Genomic DNA, 17,651 nt, shown 5'->3' on the forward strand with positions numbered 1-17,651 from the left:
ATAAATTAACTATTACGACGGTTCATTTTAAACCAACAGGGAATTTAAAAATGTTTATTTATGCAATTCTATCTGCTAACTAGAACTAGGCTGTTTTTTTTAGCAGATCAAACATAGGGCAACGGCTGCAACGTTTTTTTTCACTTTTCATGTATTTTTCGCAACAACTAGACTTGCAGTTCTCAGCTACTTTTATCTTTTTAAGGAGTTCCTTTTTTTTGTCCTTTTTATTTTTCTTCTCTTTTTCTTTCTTGCTCAAGGTGTAAGGAATTAAAAACAAGGCAAATGTATATTATTTTTATCTGTTCTAAATAAATTTTAACATTTTTTGGAGCAAAAAAATCCCCAAAATGCAACTCAAGCATTTTGGGGTTATTATTTATGAAGGCTTCTCTTAATTATTTGACTGTCGCTGCCGCACTGGCTATCGCCATCTGTTGGATATCACGGTCAAAAAGATACAATCCGCCTTTGTCATCACCAATAAGATTGATTTTATCCAAAATGTTTTTGGCTGTTGCTTCTTCTTCTATTTGCTCGGCTACGTACCATTGCAGGAAATTATGGGTAGCATAATCTTTTTCTTCAAATGTGATGTGAACCAGTTTATTAATCGATTCCGAAACAAAAACTTCGTGTTTGTAAAGTTCTTCAAACATCCCTTTGAAAGTTTCGTAAGTCGTTTTCGGTGCTTTCAAGTCAGTAACTTGAGCGTGCCCGCCTCGTTCGTTAACATACTTGATTAACTTGAGCATGTGTAAACGCTCCTCATCAGATTGAGCGTACATAAATCGGGCGATTCCTTCCAGTCCATTTACTTCGGCCCAACAAGCCATAGATAGATAGGTTTGAGAAGATTCTGCTTCAATACGAATTTGTTTGTTCAGCGCGGTTTCGATATTTTTTAACAACATGATTTCTAGTTTTTAGTAAAATTAGAAAAAAATAGTATAATGTTGTTCTTTTAAGCCAAAAAAGACAGAATTCATTTCAATTTGGAATCTTTAAAGGCGCTTTAAAACAGCAATAAAATGGTTAAAGGAGTCATTTTTTTGTCAAAATAATGCGATGTAAACTAAAATAAAGACACAAAATAAACTTTGTCTCGTTGTTATCAAACATTTCCCTAAATTTGCTGTCATTATTTAGTTATAAAAATACAACTATGTTACAAATCGCATTTATTAGAGAGAATCAAGAGAAAGTAATCAACGCTTTGGCCAAAAGAAATATGGATGCCAAAGGGATCGTTGAAGAAGTGGTACAACTGGATGAAAAACGTCGTGCGACTCAAGTGGAGTTAGACAACACTTTATCCGAATCTAATAAATTATCCAAAGACATTGGAGATTTGATGAAAGCAGGTGAGAAGTCAAAAGCGGCTATTCTTAAAGAAAAAACAGTTTTGTTAAAAGAGAAAAGCAAAGCATTGGCCGAAAGTGCTGTTGCCATTGCCAATGAATTGACAGAGAAATTATATACTTTACCCAATCTTCCTGCCGATATTGTTCCAGTTGGAAAAACGCCGGAGGATAACTTAAACGTGTTTGAGGAAGGTGAAATTCCTTTATTGCACGAAGGTGCGCAACCACACTGGGAATTGGTTAAGAAATATGACATCATCGATTTTGAATTAGGTGTAAAGATAACTGGTGCGGGATTCCCTGTTTATAAAGGAAAAGGAGCTCGTTTGCAACGTGCTTTGATCAATTATTTCTTGGATAAAAACACTGAAGCTGGATACAAAGAAATGCAAGTGCCGCATTTGGTAAACGAAGCATCTGCTTATGGAACTGGACAATTGCCGGACAAAGAAGGTCAAATGTACCATGACGCTACCGATGACTTGTATTTGATTCCAACAGCTGAGGTTCCGGTAACTAATATTTTTAGAGATGTCATTTTAAATGAAAATGAATTGCCTGTTAAATATACAGGTTATACACCTTGTTTCCGTCGTGAAGCAGGTTCTTATGGAGCACATGTACGCGGTTTGAACCGTTTGCACCAATTTGACAAAGTGGAAATCGTTCGTGTGGAGCATCCTGATAATTCATATGCAGCACTTGATGGTATGGTAGAACACGTAAAAAGCATTTTGCAGGATTTGAAATTGCCTTATAGAATTTTACGTCTTTGCGGAGGGGATATGGGTTTCACATCGGCTTTGACTTATGATTTTGAAGTATATTCTACAGCGCAGGAGCGTTGGTTGGAAATTTCATCAGTATCTAATTTTGAAACTTTCCAGGCGAATCGTTTGAAATTGCGTTTCAAAGACAAAGACGGAAAAAACCAATTGGCACATACTCTTAACGGAAGTTCATTGGCTTTGCCAAGAGTCCTTGCCGGAATTTTGGAAAACTACCAAACTCCAGAAGGAATTGTAATCCCAGAAGTATTGCGTCCTTATTGCGGATTTGACATTATAGATTAATTTAGTTTTACTTAAAAAGTAGAAACTTTTAAACCATTAGGAAATTTAGAAGCATTAAGCTTCATCAACTTAATTTCTTAATGGTTTTAGATTTTTTATTTGAAATGTTTCATTATCGACTGATTCAATAATAATCACTTTTACAAATGATTACATTATGAATAAACTTTTTCTTTATATCTCACTTTTGTTTTCGCTGATTGCCTTTTCTCAGAACGAGCAATTGGCACAGTATTATTATGATAAAGGAGATTTTGAGAAGGCGTTGGTTAGTTATCAAGAGTTATCGGATGGTTTACCAACTAATCCTTTTTATTTTCAACGAAAAATAGATTGTATGCAGCAATTACTTCAATTCGAGCCAGCTGAAAAAGCAATTCAGGAGCGATTGAATAGATACAAACAAGCTACACTTTTGGTTGAATTGGGATACAATTTTCAATTACAGAAAAATGATTCGAAAGCCAAAAAGTATTATGACGATGCAATAGAGAAAATCAGGAAAAATCCAAATGAAGTTTATGGGGTTGCCAATGTTTTTGAAAAGAAAGTATTGCTGGAATATGCATTGAAATCCTATTTGGTTGCTAGTGAATTGGTGCCAACTTTTGATTTCAAATACCAAACAGCTTTGTTGCATGGGCAATTGGGAAATACTGATCAGATGATTGCGAATTTTTTGGATGAAGCAATTGAGAATCCGCAATCTGCATTGATGATTCAAAATCAATTGACGCGTTATATGTCAACCGATGGTGATTCTAAGTTCAATGATAGTCTTCGAAAAGCATTGATTATCAGGGTTCAAAAAAGCCAGGATGTTTTTTGGAATCAATTCTTGAGTTGGTTTTATATGCAACAAAAAGAATTTGGAAAAGCTTTTATTCAAGAAAAAGCCATCTATAAACGAAATCCGGAATCACTTTCCAGTATAATTAGTTTAGGACAAATGGCCATTGAAGAAGGTGACAATGAGGTTGCCACAGAAGTTATGGATTATGTGCTGCTAAACACTACTGACGTAGAGTTGATTGTGCAAGCCCAAACTTATTTGTTGAAAATGAAAATGGAAAAAGCGCAGGAAAAGGATTTTGCAGCTATCGATGCGCAATTTGTGCTTTTGTTAAAGCAGTACGGGATAACTCCAGTTACCTTATCTTTGCAGCTGAAACAGGCACATTTTGTGAGTTTCATAATGAAGAATCCTGTCGAGGGAAAAGCCATTATAAAGCGAGCCATGGAAATGCAACTGAATCCGTTCGATCAAGCACTATGTAAAATGGAGTTGGCCGATATTTTGCTTTCCGAAGAAAAGTTCAATCAGGCGTTACTTTATTATTCACAGATTGAGGAGAATCTGCAAAACAATGTTTTGTCACACGAAGCAAGCTTGAAATCGGCAAAAACAAGTTATTTTAAAACTGATTTTGAATGGGCATTGAAGCAATTCAAAGAGTTAAAATCAGCCAGTACACAGTTGATTGCCAATGATGCTTTGGAGTATTTTCTGTTAATCAATGACAATACCGTTGCCGATTCGACACAAACGGCGCTGAAGCAATTTGCCAAAGGAGATTATCTTTTGTACCAAAATAGAAATCAGGAAGCGATTGTTCAGTTTCAGTCTATTTTAAAAAGTTTTAAAGGGCAGGAAATTGAAGGGGTAACTTTGCTGAGATTGGGAAGAATATATGAAAAGTTAGGAGATTATACTTTAGCTTTGGCACAATATCAAGACATAATTGATCATCATAGCGATGGGATTTACATAGATGAAGCCTTATATTTTTCAGCGGATATTTACAACAAGCAATTGCAGCAACCTGATAAAGCCAAGGCTTTATATGAGAAAATTATTTTCAGCCATCAGGATAGCATTTATTTTGTAGATGCAAGGAGGAAATTCAGGGAATTACGGGGAGATACCAATTTATAAAGAAAGGGTAGAAGTTTAGAAAGATCAAAAGTTTAGTTGTTAAACTTTTTTGAAGAAAGCTAAACCCCCTAAACCTTTTTTTTAAACTTATAAACTAAGAAAGAATGATAATATACAACGTTACCACAAACATACACGAAAGTGTTCATGATAAATGGATGATCTGGATGCAGCACAAACACATTCCGGAAATGTTGGCTTGTGGAAAATTTATTTCTGCTCGTTTGGTTCGTGTTTTGGTAGAAGAAGAAATGGGCGGAGTAACCTATTCGGTTCAATACACTACTGACAGTAAGGAAACATTAGAAAGATATTACCAAGAAGATGCTCCTAAATTAAGGGAAGAAGGATTGAAATTGTTTGGCGATAAAATGTTGACTTTTAGAACCGAATTGCAAGTGATTTCAGAACATTAATGATTAAAAAGATTGCTTTGCGCCTTTGCGTCTCTGCGAGAAAATAAACCTAAAATACAGCGAGTAAGTTTTGTGCCTCGCATAGACAAAAATGGAAAAAGTAACAGCCAAAAAACACCTCGGACAGCATTTCTTAAAAGATGAAAGCGTAGCGAAAGATATAGCAGATACTCTTAATTTACAAGGTTATGAAGATGTGTTGGAAATAGGACCTGGAATGGGAGTGTTAACCAAGTATTTATTGGAAAAACCAATCAATACTTTCGTTATCGAAATTGATACCGAATCGGTTGAATATTTGGGTGTGCATTATGATAAATTGAAAGACAGAATCATCTCAAAGGATTTCCTAAAATACGATATCAACGAAGTTTTTGTAGGAAAACAATTCGCGATAATTGGTAATTTTCCCTATAATATTTCGACCCAAATTGTTTTCAAAGCATTGGAATATCGAAATCAAATTCCTGAGTTTGCTGGAATGTTCCAGAAAGAAGTTGCAGAACGTATCTGCGAAAAAAAGGGAACCAAAGCTTATGGAATCTTATCAGTTTTGGTACAGGCTTTTTATGATGCTGAGTATTTGTTTACAGTAGATGAAAATGTGTTCAATCCACCACCCAAAGTAAAATCGGGAGTACTGCGTTTGCGTAGGAAAGAAGATTATAGTTTGCCTTGTAGCGAAAAGTTATTTTTTACGGTAGTGAAAACGGCTTTTCAACAACGCAGAAAGACCTTGCGTAACAGTTTAAAAACCTTAAATTTGTCCGATAGTCTGAGAGAAGATGAAGTTTTTAATCTTCGTCCCGAACAATTGGATTACAAAGAGTTTATAGAATTGACCCAAAAAATCGAAGCCGATGGAGTTTAAAATCAGCAAAGAATTAATAAAAGAGTTAGAGCAACTCATTCAAAGTAAAAACGACGAGCAACTTGAAGTTTTGTTGAATGATATGCACCACGCTGATATTGCTGAAGTTCTGGATGAATTGGACTTTGACGAAGCTACTTATATTTTTAAGGTATTAGATAGTGAGAAAACTGCCGAAATCCTTTTGGAGCTTGAAGACGATTTGCGTGAAAATATATTAAGTAGGCTTTCGCCAAAAGAAATCGCCGAAGAGCTTGATGAACTTGAGACCAATGATGCGGCCGATATTATCGGGGAACTTTCCAAAGAAAAGAAGGAAGAAGTAATATCCGAATTACAAGACGTAGAACACGCCAAAGATATTGTTGATTTATTACGTTATAAAGAAGATACAGCGGGTGGTTTGATGCATAAAGAATTGGTGAAAGTCAATGAAAATTGGACCGTTTTTACTTGTATCAAAGAAATGCGCATTCAGGCCGAAAATATTTCCAGAGTGCATTCTATATATGTAGTTGATGACGAAAACAGACTTTTAGGGCGTTTGTCACTCAAAGATTTACTTACAACTTCGACCAAAACACCCATTAGTGAAGTCTATATCAAAAAATTAAATTCGGTTATGGTCGACACCGAAGATGTCGAAGTCGCGAGAATCATGCAAAAATACGATCTTGAGGCGATACCGGTTATTGATGAGTTGGGAAGATTGGCAGGACGAATTACCATTGATGACATCGTGGATGTAATCAAAGATGAAGCTGAAAAAGATTATCAGTTGGCAGCGGGTATTACAAATGATGTAGAGTCCAGCGATACCGTTTTGGAGTTAATGAAAGCAAGATTGCCTTGGCTTTTGATCGGAATGGTTATTGAAATCATTGCTTCAAAGGTGCTTGAAGGGAATCAAACGTCAGTTCAACAATATTTTACTTTAATGATTTTTGTTCCTTTGCTTTCGGCTACAGCCGGAAACATTGGGGTGCAGGCGTCAGCGATTGTGGTACAAGGTTTGGCAAACGGAACCCTAAAACAATACAGCAGGCAATACTTGACCAAGGAACTTTCGGTTGCTTTGATTTCGGGAACAATAATATCGTTGTTTTTGTTTTTATACCATTCTTTAATGTATCAACAATATTTAGTTGGATTTGCGATTTCTATTTCTATGCTCGTGGTAATATTGTTTGCAGCTACATTGGGAGTATTGGTGCCATTGTTTTTGCATAGAAAGAAAATTGATCCAGCTATAGCCACAGGGCCCTTTATCACTACTACAAATGATGTTTTTGGTATCATGATTTATTTTTGGATTGCTAGAATGATATTAGGATATTAACTATTGATAGTTTTGGAATTTAACAATTATCCCGAATTTATTTATATTAAAAAATAATAAATTCGGGATTTTTCGTGTACTTTGTAACCTGATTGTTTCTGCTCCATTTGAGGTAGAATCAAAGTCAGCTTGAATACTTTTTGATATTCTAAATGCTATTAACCAATCTAAGAATAAAATAAACCGAAATGAAAGTACACATTATAGGCGGAGGAAACCTTGGAGCTTCTATCGCTATAGGAATTGCGAAATTCACTACCAATAACAAAGTAACCGTAACCAGACGCAATATAAATCCTATTTCACATTTGCAAGATCTTGGAATTACCGTTACTACAGACAACACAAGCAATATTCAAGAAGCAGATATCATCATCTTGACCATAAAACCATATCAAGTGGATACCGTTTTGGCCGAGATATTGCCAGCTATTTCGAACAAAGTAATCGCTTCCGCCGTAAGTGGATTATCCATTGAGAATTTGCAAAACAAAATTGGGGATAGCCATAGTGCAGTGCGCATCATGCCTAATATCGCAGCTCAATTTGGTGCATCGGCAACTTGTATCGCCTTTCACGAAAAAAATAAAGAAAAAGCCCAAGCAACAGTAGCCCTTTTTCAAGCTTTAGGAACGGCTCCTATTATTGATGAAAAGCTAATGGATGCTGCAACGGTTCTTGCCGCGAGTGGAACTGCTTTTGCCTTACGTTACATTCGTGCATCGATGCAGGCGGGAATCGAGATAGGGTTTGACTGGCAAACGGCTTTGGCCATTTCTGCACAAACAGTAAAAGGAGCAGCAGAAATGTTACTTGAAGAAAAAGGGCACCCAGAGCAATTGATAGACCGTGTAACAACACCTCAAGGTTGTACTATTGCTGGATTGAATGAAATGGAATTACATGGTTTCAGTTCTTCTTTAATCAAAGGAATCAAAACCTCATTAAAACAAATCAAGGGATAAAAATCACTTGGGCGTGCCACCATAAAGAAAAGGGATCAACTCACTATTACGGTGATTCGATCCCTTTCCTTTATGCTGTCAGGCTATTCGCGCTACTTTGGTAGCTAGCTTCTATCCTTCACGCAATACGACACAAATCAACGGGTTATAAGGTGTTTTTGTCTTTTATGTGAATAAAGCTTTTAGTTCTGTGGCTTCATGAGGATTCATTTTACCGGCCAATACCAAGCTTAATTGCTTTCTTCGCAAAGCCGCATCATAACGTTGTATTTCCAATTCTGTTTGAGGTTCAATCAGTGGAACTTCTACAGGTCTTCCGGTATCATCTACCGCGACAAATGTGTAAATCGCTTCGTTAGCCTTGGTTCTGTTTCCGGACTGACGGTCTTCTACCCAAACGTCCAGATAAATTTCCATCGAACTTTTAAAAGCTCTGGATACTTTCGCTTCAATAATGACAACACTGCCAAGTGGAATGGATTTGTTAAAAGCCACATGATTTACTGATGCTGTCACACCAATACGGCGTGAATGTCTTCCGGCCGCAATACTTGCTGCTCGATCCATTCTTGCCAATAATTCCCCTCCAAATAAGTTATTCAAAGGATTGGTTTCGCTCGGTAAAACCAAATCGGTTAATATAGTTAAGGATTCTGAAGGATGTTTTGGTGTCATACTTTTATATGAGTATTAATTTTAATTTAATTTATTATTGAAAATGACTCTTTAGTTAAGCCAATATACTGCCATTACCGATGGAATAAAATACAATACGATGGTTCTGGCACCATCATAATCTTTGGCCAGGCGTTGTCCAAAAAGCAACATTATAAGTGTGATACAAGAAAAAATGGCACCATATAAGCCATATACTCTGCCGCTATTTACTGCTATTTCTATAGCACCTACCACACACAAAATACCGGAAATTAATTCTAAAATCAATACATTTACTAAAGCCAATGGCACTTGATTACGTAAAGGAGTTTCGGCAAAATGTTCTTTAAGCCAGTCGATATTGTCTTTCCAATGGAATAATTTATCCTGTGAAGACTGTAAAAAAGTGATAGCTAAAAAAACTAAGATTAAAATAGATGCAATATTGTTCATGGGGTTTTATTTTTTATGAATTAAACGAGTCAATTTTATGGATAAATCGGTCAATATTATTTTGGCATTACCGTTGCGTTCTATATGATACATAGCATCTGATAATTCTTTAAAAATTTCAGCAATGTTATTTCCATTTACAAAAGGCGCAAAGTTTTCAAGTTTGAATTTTTCTACTTTTGGCTCAATGTAAACAAGTGTTTTGGTTTCGTAATTAAGCAATAAAGCCTGTCTGAACATTTCGATACAGAAGTGGAGAAATTTCTTTTGTGTCTCTCTACCCAAAGCAGCAATCTGTTCACTCCATTCTATTAAATCTTGTATTGCTGCCGCGTTTCCTTTGGCCTTGAATGCCGCACGTACCCAGGTAACAAACCATTGTTCAAAAGGCAACGCCTCATGGTCATCATATAATAGATGTAGCGCTTTGTTATAATTCCCTTGGGATTGATGAGCAATTTTCAGAGCTTCTTTAAGTTCTATCTGTTCTCTTTCGATAAGTCCGTCCGTAATAACTTGTTCACTCAGTCCGCTAAAATGGGTAATTTGACAACGTGACCGAATGGTTTGGATGATATCTTCTTCATTTTGGGAGATGAGAATGAAAACTGTTTTTTCGGGTGGCTCTTCAAGTAATTTAAGAAGTTTATTGGAAGCAGCAATGTTCATTTTATCTGCCATCCAAATAATCATTATTTTGTATCCGCCTTCGTAAGATTTTAAGGAAAGAGATTTTAAAATTTCCTGAGCATCATCCACACGAATTTCTCCCTGTTTATTCTGAACTCCTAATTTGGCATACCAATCAAATAATCCGCCGTAAGGATTTTCTAAAACAAATTGTCTCCAATCTGCAATAAAATCAATACTTTTTGGTTTGACCTTAACTTCTTCGGTAGTAACTGTTGGATAGATAAAATGTAAATCAGGATGTGATAATTTTTGAAATTTAAGGCTGCAGGATTCGTTTAGACCTTCATTACTATGGCATAAGATATGATGAGTGTATGCGATTGCCATAGCTAAGGTTCCGCTACCTTCAGGGCCGATGAATAATTGAGCATGCGGTATTCTGCCTAAATTAGCACTTTTAATTAAGTGATTTTTAATGTAGTCTTGCCCTAAAATTTTTGAAAATTCCATGAAGCAAAGATAGGAGAAAATGATAGTTTCAAAAATTTTCTGTTAGAAAGTTTAGTTTCCGCAGAATTTTGGAAGTAAAATTCAAAAGAATAAGACAGCTATTTTTTTCTTTACTTTTTAACCAACAAATGTTAATAACTTCTGTATTATTTTTCTTCATTTTGTTTTATGAAGTTTTTTATTACAAATATAAACAAGTAAAAACTGATGTAAATTAATAAATTTGAAATAACTATTAATTTTTTTAAATGCAATTTATCCCGATAAAATGTCGAGTTTACTCGGTGTAAAACAGTTTTTTCGCTCTATTTGTAATTAAAAATATCTTTAATTTTTTCTACGGGACTTGCAAATTCAATTTAATTGTATATTTTTGTTTTATTAATTAATAAATCCAAGATATGAAAGGGAAAATTATATTTTTCAGTATTGTTATGTTAGCATTAACGTCTAAGGGCTTCGCACAAGCAAAACCAAATATGCCAAAAAGTATAGTTAGCACGAGCGCTGCAATACGTACTTACTATGACGACAAGACTCTTAGAGCAATGTCTAAAGGTGAATTAGTGGAATTGTATATTGAGCGTATGAAAGTAATTGTCAAAATATTACCTCATATTGCATTGGCTACTAAGCCAGGAGTAACTATGACAGACTTAGGTATTCCAGATGATGCAGATAATAGAAAAGCATTGGATTTAGAAACTGAAGCAACACAAACTTACATAGAAATTACTGTTAATTTCTTAAGAAAAATGCTTCCTTACGCAGACAAAAATCAACTTGTGACTATGGTTTTGTTCTATGAGCAAACTTTGAAATCACTTCATGAAGTTGAGCAACAATAAGAAATAATGTTTTTAGAATAAGATGTTATAATCTTAAGCTAAGTTCGATCTTTTACTCTTAATGAGATGATAAACTCTTGACCTACAGAGATTACAAATAATAATTTAATACCCCAAACCTATGAAAAATATATTTATTATATGGGTTTTCCTTGCGACTGTTTGCAGCGTAAATGCACAACAAGAGAAAGGGATAATTGGATCAAGCAATTGGTTGAATAACTGGACTGAATTTAAACCTGGCAAAGCTGATTACGGCGAAGCTACTCAGATTTTGGCTGGTAATATTAGTGAAAATACTAAACTGGTAAAAAAAGATGTTTACATTATACAAGGTAATGTTTATGTAACTAATAATGCAGTTCTTAGTATTGAACCTGGTACAGTTATTATTGGAGACGGTGAATCAAAGGGTACTTTGATTATTACTAAAGGTGCTCAAATAATTGCAGAAGGTCTAGAAACAGATCCTATTGTTTTTACATCTAATAAATCTATAAAGAAAGCTGGTGATTGGGGAGGCATTGTTATTCTTGGTGATGCTCCGATTAATAAGTTTGGAAATTATTCTTCTGTAAATTTTGATTTAGACCCAAGTTTAACTACTTATGGTGGTTTAAATCCTGCGAGTTCTTCAGGTGTTTTGAAGTATGTGCGAATTGAATACGCCGGTAAAAAGGTAAGAGGTTCTTCAGAGAGTTTTAATGCTCTTTTGCTTGGAGGAATTGGAAATAAAACAATCTTAGAAAATATTATGGTAAGTTATGCCGCTGGAGACTCATTTGAAGTTCTAGGTGGTGAGCCCGTAATGACTAAAATGGTTTCATATAAATCTAATGGAATAGATTTCAAATTTACTTTAGGTACTCAGGCTAAAATTGATAATTCGTTGGCTGTTAGGTCTTCTTATCTGACAAGTAGTGCTGGATCTCGTTGTTTGGATGTTTCTTCCTATACTAAGAAAGAAGAAGTAGACTTTACCAAAAAACAAACTCTAGTTACTGCGACTAACTTAACTCTTGCTAATGATAGTGATAATATTGATCAAGATATCAAAGCAGGTTTAGTTAAAGAAGGTGTCTATGTAGCTGAGAACAGTTCTTTAGTTTTAAGAAAAAGTGTGATTTCTGGATTTAGTCCTGCAGTTTTATTTGATAGTAAAATTGAAATCAACGACAAAAATCTTAAGAAAATTAGAATCGAAGACATGTACTTGAATTACTGTAATGGTAATATCTTTAGTGAAGGCTCTACTGAAAATGAAGATTTAGAAAGTTATTACGGAAACAGCGCTTTCTTTATTTTGTATTCTAAGACAACAAACTTAGAAACCTTTAATGATTTTGCAAATCCTAGAAGACCAGACTTTAGGTTGGCACTTTCAAAATTTACAGCAGCTACTAAATAAAATTTATAATTGTTTTAAAATTTATAAAATGAAAGTTGGACCTAATATGAATAAGGTTTAGCTTTCATTTTATTAATTTAAAATGGTTTTATATTCAGTTTAATAAGAATGAACTTAACCTAACGATTGGTTAAGAATAAATTGATGATTTGCGAATTGCATATGCCCCCTATGAATAGCAATAAATATCAACATATGAAAAGCAAACCTACTTCCTTTTTTTCTTCCGGCGCATTTATGTTTTTTTGGATGCTGTTGGTAGCCCCTTCAACTCTGTCTTTGTTTGCCCAGCAAATAAACCCTAAAATATTGGAATTTACGCAGATTTGTGCTGGTGGACCTCACCCCAACAAACCTGGTCAAGTATTTAATGAGTATCAAGCTTCTTTTTCTATTGTTGGATTTGCTTCGGACGTAATATTTAGAGTGGAGCTTTCTGACCCAACGGGTTCTTTCGCTACTCCGACTGCTACCACTGCTTTGGGACCTCTTCCTACAACACCTCCAGATACTGCAACGGATAAGACATTAGTGTTTGCAGTTCCTACAAATTTGGTAGGTTCTAATACTTATAAATTAAGAGTTGTAAGTTCTACAAACATTGCTAGTCAACCTTTTACTATTGGAGGCACTGCAGGTGTCAAAACATTTTCAGCTTATTATGAAGCCTACACAGGGCCTTTTGCAATCAATAATAATCAGCCGACAGTTAGTTTCTGTATTGGTGGAAAAGTAATTCTTACTGTATATAACCCGACTCCTTCGATTCCTAATTCCTCGCCAGCAAATTACCCTCAATTAAAATATTCCTGGTATAAAGATAATGTTTTGATTTCTGGTCAAAGTTCCAGTTCTTTAGAAGTTAACGCTGCAGGTGTTTATTTCGCTAAATTAGATTATGGTCTTTGTTCAGATGATAATTATCGTTCACAAGGTGTAACTGTAACAAGTGCCAGTGGAGCTTCCGCGGTAATTACTTCTAGTTCTGGTAATCCGTTTTGTGCTAGTTTAGGGAATACTACTTTAGCTGTTACGGGTGGTAATTCTTATGTTTGGAAAAAAGATAATGTCATTATTGACGCAGCTATATCTCAAACGTATCTAACGAATTTAGCAGGTGTCTATACTTGTGATGTTGATTTTGGAGGATGTAAGTCAACAGGTACAATAGACTTAAAGGTTTTAAAAACCAATAGTACTATTTCTGGAGTTGATGTTGTTAAAGTTAATAATATTACCGAAGGAGAAACGCTCAATGCCATCATAACCTCTGATGCTGCAGTTCCGTCCTATCAATGGTTTTTAAATGGTGTAGCTTTATCAGGTGCTGATAAATCTTCTCTGGACATTACAGATGAAGGGAAATATAAGGGAGTTGTTACCCAGACGACAGGTTGTATTATTGCTGATGAATTTCCTTTCGAAGTTTCTTTTAAAGTGAATTTAAATGTTCCAAAAATTTCAAATATTGTTACTCCAAACGGTGATGGTGTTAATGACACTTGGATTATTCCTGACAAATATTTAGCTGGAACAAATACTCATATTGTGATTTTAAGTTCTTTTGGCGAAATTGTTTATCAAACCGATAATTATGACAATTATAATGGTTGGCCACAGACAGCTATAGAATTTAATAACTTCAATCCTGTTTATTATTATATAATTACTCCAACTGGCGAGTCTGCCAAAAAGGGTTCGATAACTCTTCTGAAATAATATGAAAAAAATATTACTAAGCGTTTTCTTTTTTTGCTGTTCGATACATGTTTTCTATGCGCAACAAGAAGATGGTGTTGTATCTTATGTTATCCCTCCTGGAAACTCTTTGAAATTTAATTCTTTTGTAATTAATCCTACATTTAGTTTTGTAAGACAACAAAGTGCCTATATTACTTTGTTTAACAAAACACAATGGGCTGGTTTTGAAAATGCGCCGAAAACTTATTTATTAAGTTATTCAGGACGCTTTAGAGAAAATGAGGGTGTTGCTTTAGGTGTTTTCCAACAAACTCAGGGCGTACTTTCTACTACAGGTTTGGTTGCCAATTTTGCTCATAATATTTTATTGCAGGAAGACAGTAATTTGACTTTTGGGATGAATTTGAGTGCTTATAAAAGTGGTGTGAATAGTGGAAAAGTTATCTCAAATTATCCTGATCCATCATTAGAAAATATACCTTCAAATACAATTTTGACTATTAATCCAGGTATCAATTATGGAACCGCTTTTTTCGATTTTGGTTTGGCTTTCAATAATCTGGTTACCTATAATTTTAATTCTGGAATTTTAAAAGACGACCCTAACAAAGGAATAGAAGGTCATGTGATGTATACTGGTTTTATTGATTCTTATGGTTTTTTTGATAAAAGCAAATTCTCAGGTTTAATTAAAACTGAAGTTAATAAAGAAAAAACTATTTTTTCTGGTTCTGCTATGTTTACAATTCCAAAAGGGATATGGGTACAAGGGGGATACCATTCTGTTTTGGGTATGACCGCTGGTTTTGGTCTTAATATTACTCCGAAAATCGCTCTTGAATATTCTTATGGGATGGGCTTGGGTGATATCTCAGATTTGGGAGCTTCGCATATAATTGTATTAGCCTATAAGTTCAAAAATAATAATTTTGATTACGGGGATGATGAGGAAGAAGGGGCCTTGATTGAACCAGCTCCGATACAAAAAACATCGACTACAAAACCAAAAGCAGATGCAAAAACAGTTGCTGATGCCAAAGCTGCTCAGCAACAAAAAATTGCCGAAAACAGAGCTAAATTAGCTGCTGATGCGAAAGCAAAAGCTGACGCTATAGAAGAGGCTAAAAAAACGAAATTAGCCGCAGATGCTAAAGCCAAAGCTGATGCAGCCGCATTAGCGTTAGCAAAAAAACAAGAACCAATTTCTAAAACTAAACTGGCTGCTGATGCAAAAGCGAAAGCTGATGCCGATGCAGCCGCAGCAAAATTGGCTGCAGATAATAAAGCCAAAGCCGATGCCGAAGCTGCCTCTAGATTAGCAGCAGAGAATAAAGCCAAAGCAGATGCTGCTGCCGCGAAACTTGCCGCTGACGCCAAAGCGAAAGCCGATGCTGATACTGCCGCAGCAAAATTGGCTGCAGATAATAAAGCCAAGGCCGATGCTGATGCAGTCGCTGCTAAATTGGCTGCAGATAATAAAGCTAAAGCCGATGCCGATGCTGCCGCTGCTAAATTGGCTGCAGATAATAAAGCCAAAGCCGATGCCGAAGCTGCCTCTAGATTAGCAGCAGAGAATAAAGCGAAAGCTGATGCTGCTGCCGCGAAACTTGCCGCTGATGCCAAAGCTAAAGCCGATGCCGATGCTGTCGCTGCTAAATTGGCTGCAGATAATAAAGCCAAAGCCGATGCCGAAGCTGCCGCTAGAGTAGCAGCAGAGAATAAAGCGAAAGCAGATGCTGATGCTGCTGCCGCGAAACTTGCCGCAGATGCCAAAGTTAAAGCCGATGCCGATGCTGCCGCAGCAAAATTGGCTGCAGATAATAAAGCCAAAGCCGATGCCGAAGCTGCCGCTAGATTAGCAGCAGAGAATAAAGCGAAAGCTGATGCTGCTGCCGCGAAACTTGCCGCTGATGCCAAAGCGAAAGCCGATGCCGATGCTGTCGCTGCTAAATTGGCTGCAGATAATAAAGCCAAAGCCGATGCCGAAGCTGCCGCTAGATTAGCAGCAGAGAATAAAGCGAAAGCTGATGCTGCTGCCGCGAAACTTGCCGCTGATGCCAAAGCTAAAGCCGATGCCGATGCTGTCGCTGCTAAATTGGCTGCAGATAATAAAGCCAAAGCCGATGCCGAAGCTGCCGCTAGATTAGCAGCAGAGAATAAAGCGAAAGCAGATGCTGCCGCCGCGAAACTTGCCGCTGACGCCAAAGCGAAAGCTGATGCCGATTCTGCTGCAAAACTTGCTGCTGCTGCTCAGGCTGAGCAAGATAAAATTGAAGCTGCGGCCGCCGCTAAATTGGCTGTTGAGGCACTTGCTAAAGCTAAAGCCGACGCTATGCCAAAAGATGAGTATGGTAAATCAATGGATAATTTGACTAAGACACTCGAGGACTCTAAACGCAAACAACAACAATTGTTAACTCGTTTGGATGCATCTGTGGCCAATAAGCAAAAAGCATTGAAAGAAATGAGAGAAGAGAATGATTTAAGTGATAAAGGTATTGTAAAAACGACTGTAGAATTTAAGAGCACATCTGCTGAAAATGCCGAGCTTGAATCTATTAAGGCACAAATTGCGGAGGTCAATAGAGCTCAGGCAGAATCTTTGGACGAGTTTAATAGACTTTATGCTGAAAGACTTAAAAAGACTCCAAAAAATGATTTAATCAATCAAAATTATTTAAAGACTATTGAGAATTTAAAAGCGGAACAGTTAAAAGCGGAACAATCTAACGCCGTTTTAGTTACTAGATTGGAACAAATTAAAGTAGAAACAGAGATAGAGAAAAAACGTAGAATTAAGCGTGCCGCTTCGTTGAATGACCAAGATCGTTATGCACAAGATTTGGCTACTCTGAAACGAATAAAAGAAACGACAAAAGTAAGCAGTACGCCATTAAAACCCGAAGATTTTGATTTTGGAGAAAATCAGTCCAACATGCAGATCATAAAAAATAATAAAAATGTTGAAAGTGGTTATTATTTGATATTGGCAGTTCATACGGATGCTCAAAAACGTGATGCATTTGTTGCTAAAACTGTGGCTGCTGGACAAAAAGATGTAAATTTCTTCTATGATGCCAGTTCAAGCAAATATTTTATCTACGAAGCAATGTTCGATAATTTAGATGAAGCCACACAGGCATTAGGTGAAAAAGGGAAGAAGCCTTATAATGGAAAAATGGTTATTGTTAAAATTCAGAAATAACAATACCCTGTTTGATTTATTTTAACATAAAATAGTTTGCCATACATTTTGATATTGTTTTAAAATGTTTAATTTTAACTTTTTAAGTTATATTTTGTAATATAAATCACAAAAAAAACAGCTTTAAAAAAAGGTGTTATTATAAAGAAAATTTGGAATATTCAATTTTGGAGTTTAGTTTTTAATATAAAAAAGAACTTTATTGCAAGATTTAAGTTAAAAAAATAGCATTTAGATAAAATTAAAATGTCCTCTAATTTATTCAAACGCCC

The 17,651-nt window shown here is 35.8% G+C and carries 15 protein-coding genes; 10 read left to right on the forward strand and 5 right to left on the reverse strand.

The genetic code is table 11. The annotated features are described in order from the left end of the window. Positions 1-85: 85 nt before the first annotated feature. On the reverse strand, positions 86-259 hold the full coding sequence (locus HQN62_RS02695) for a hypothetical protein (RefSeq protein ID WP_165830382.1): 174 nt from the start codon (positions 257-259) through the stop codon (positions 86-88). Positions 260-398: 139 nt separating this feature from the next. Further along, positions 399-914 carry a ferritin gene (locus tag HQN62_RS02700; protein WP_116796520.1) on the reverse strand — a complete coding sequence of 172 codons (516 nt, stop codon included), beginning with the start codon at positions 912-914 and terminating at the stop codon, positions 399-401. Positions 915-1,165: 251 nt separating this feature from the next. Between HQN62_RS02700 and serS the strand changes: the two genes are divergently transcribed. The 6 genes from serS (at position 1,166) to proC (ending at position 7,964) form a co-directional block, all read left to right on the forward strand. Then, positions 1,166-2,437, forward strand: coding sequence for a serine--tRNA ligase (gene serS, locus HQN62_RS02705; protein ID WP_173503228.1), 1,272 nt, complete (start codon positions 1,166-1,168; stop codon positions 2,435-2,437). A 157-nt stretch (positions 2,438-2,594) separates the two neighbouring features. After that, on the forward strand, positions 2,595-4,373 hold the full coding sequence (locus HQN62_RS02710; RefSeq protein ID WP_173503229.1) for a tetratricopeptide repeat protein: 1,779 nt from the start codon (positions 2,595-2,597) through the stop codon (positions 4,371-4,373). Between the two features lie 104 nt (positions 4,374-4,477). Next, complete coding sequence (locus HQN62_RS02715) at positions 4,478-4,789, forward strand: DUF4286 family protein (RefSeq protein WP_173503230.1); 312 nt, start codon at positions 4,478-4,480, stop codon at positions 4,787-4,789. Positions 4,790-4,880: 91 nt separating this feature from the next. After that, positions 4,881-5,660, forward strand: a complete 780-nt coding sequence (gene rsmA / locus HQN62_RS02720) for a 16S rRNA (adenine(1518)-N(6)/adenine(1519)-N(6))-dimethyltransferase RsmA (RefSeq protein ID WP_173503231.1) — start codon at positions 4,881-4,883, stop codon at positions 5,658-5,660. Continuing rightward, positions 5,650-6,999, forward strand: coding sequence for a magnesium transporter (gene mgtE, locus HQN62_RS02725; protein ID WP_173503232.1), 1,350 nt, complete (start codon positions 5,650-5,652; stop codon positions 6,997-6,999). Before rsmA ends, mgtE begins: the two co-directional genes overlap by 11 nt. 188 nt (positions 7,000-7,187) lie before the next feature. After that, positions 7,188-7,964: a pyrroline-5-carboxylate reductase gene (gene proC, locus HQN62_RS02730; protein ID WP_173503233.1), complete on the forward strand. Its 777-nt coding sequence runs from the start codon at positions 7,188-7,190 to the stop codon at positions 7,962-7,964. A gap of 165 nt (positions 7,965-8,129) precedes the next feature. Here proC and HQN62_RS02735 read toward each other — a convergent pair whose 3' ends face one another. The 3 genes from HQN62_RS02735 to HQN62_RS02745 are packed head-to-tail and all read right to left on the reverse strand — an operon-like array spanning position 8,130 to position 10,217. After that, positions 8,130-8,639, reverse strand: coding sequence for an acyl-CoA thioesterase (locus tag HQN62_RS02735; protein WP_116796514.1), 510 nt, complete (start codon positions 8,637-8,639; stop codon positions 8,130-8,132). A 51-nt stretch (positions 8,640-8,690) separates the two neighbouring features. After that, a complete protein-coding gene (locus tag HQN62_RS02740; RefSeq protein ID WP_116796513.1) occupies positions 8,691-9,074 on the reverse strand; it encodes a DoxX family protein in 384 nt (127 codons plus the stop codon). A gap of 6 nt (positions 9,075-9,080) precedes the next feature. Then, complete coding sequence (locus HQN62_RS02745) at positions 9,081-10,217, reverse strand: DNA polymerase III subunit (RefSeq protein WP_173503234.1); 1,137 nt, start codon at positions 10,215-10,217, stop codon at positions 9,081-9,083. A gap of 548 nt (positions 10,218-10,765) precedes the next feature. Here HQN62_RS02745 and HQN62_RS02750 point away from each other — a divergent pair. The 4 genes from HQN62_RS02750 to HQN62_RS02765 all read left to right on the forward strand — a co-directional run bounded on the left by HQN62_RS02750 (position 10,766) and on the right by HQN62_RS02765 (position 17,379). Further along, complete coding sequence (locus HQN62_RS02750; RefSeq protein WP_371811633.1) at positions 10,766-11,065, forward strand: hypothetical protein; 300 nt, start codon at positions 10,766-10,768, stop codon at positions 11,063-11,065. A 121-nt stretch (positions 11,066-11,186) separates the two neighbouring features. Next, complete coding sequence (locus HQN62_RS02755; protein ID WP_116796510.1) at positions 11,187-12,473, forward strand: hypothetical protein; 1,287 nt, start codon at positions 11,187-11,189, stop codon at positions 12,471-12,473. 195 nt (positions 12,474-12,668) lie between these two features. Continuing rightward, positions 12,669-14,192 carry a T9SS type B sorting domain-containing protein gene (locus HQN62_RS02760; protein WP_254454468.1) on the forward strand — a complete coding sequence of 508 codons (1,524 nt, stop codon included), beginning with the start codon at positions 12,669-12,671 and terminating at the stop codon, positions 14,190-14,192. Between the two features lies 1 nt (position 14,193). After that, complete coding sequence (locus HQN62_RS02765) at positions 14,194-17,379, forward strand: PorP/SprF family type IX secretion system membrane protein (RefSeq protein ID WP_173503235.1); 3,186 nt, start codon at positions 14,194-14,196, stop codon at positions 17,377-17,379. Positions 17,380-17,651 lie beyond the last annotated feature (272 nt).

This window comes from Flavobacterium sp. M31R6, from assembly GCF_013284035.1.
Classification (GTDB): Bacteria; Bacteroidota; Bacteroidia; order Flavobacteriales; family Flavobacteriaceae; genus Flavobacterium.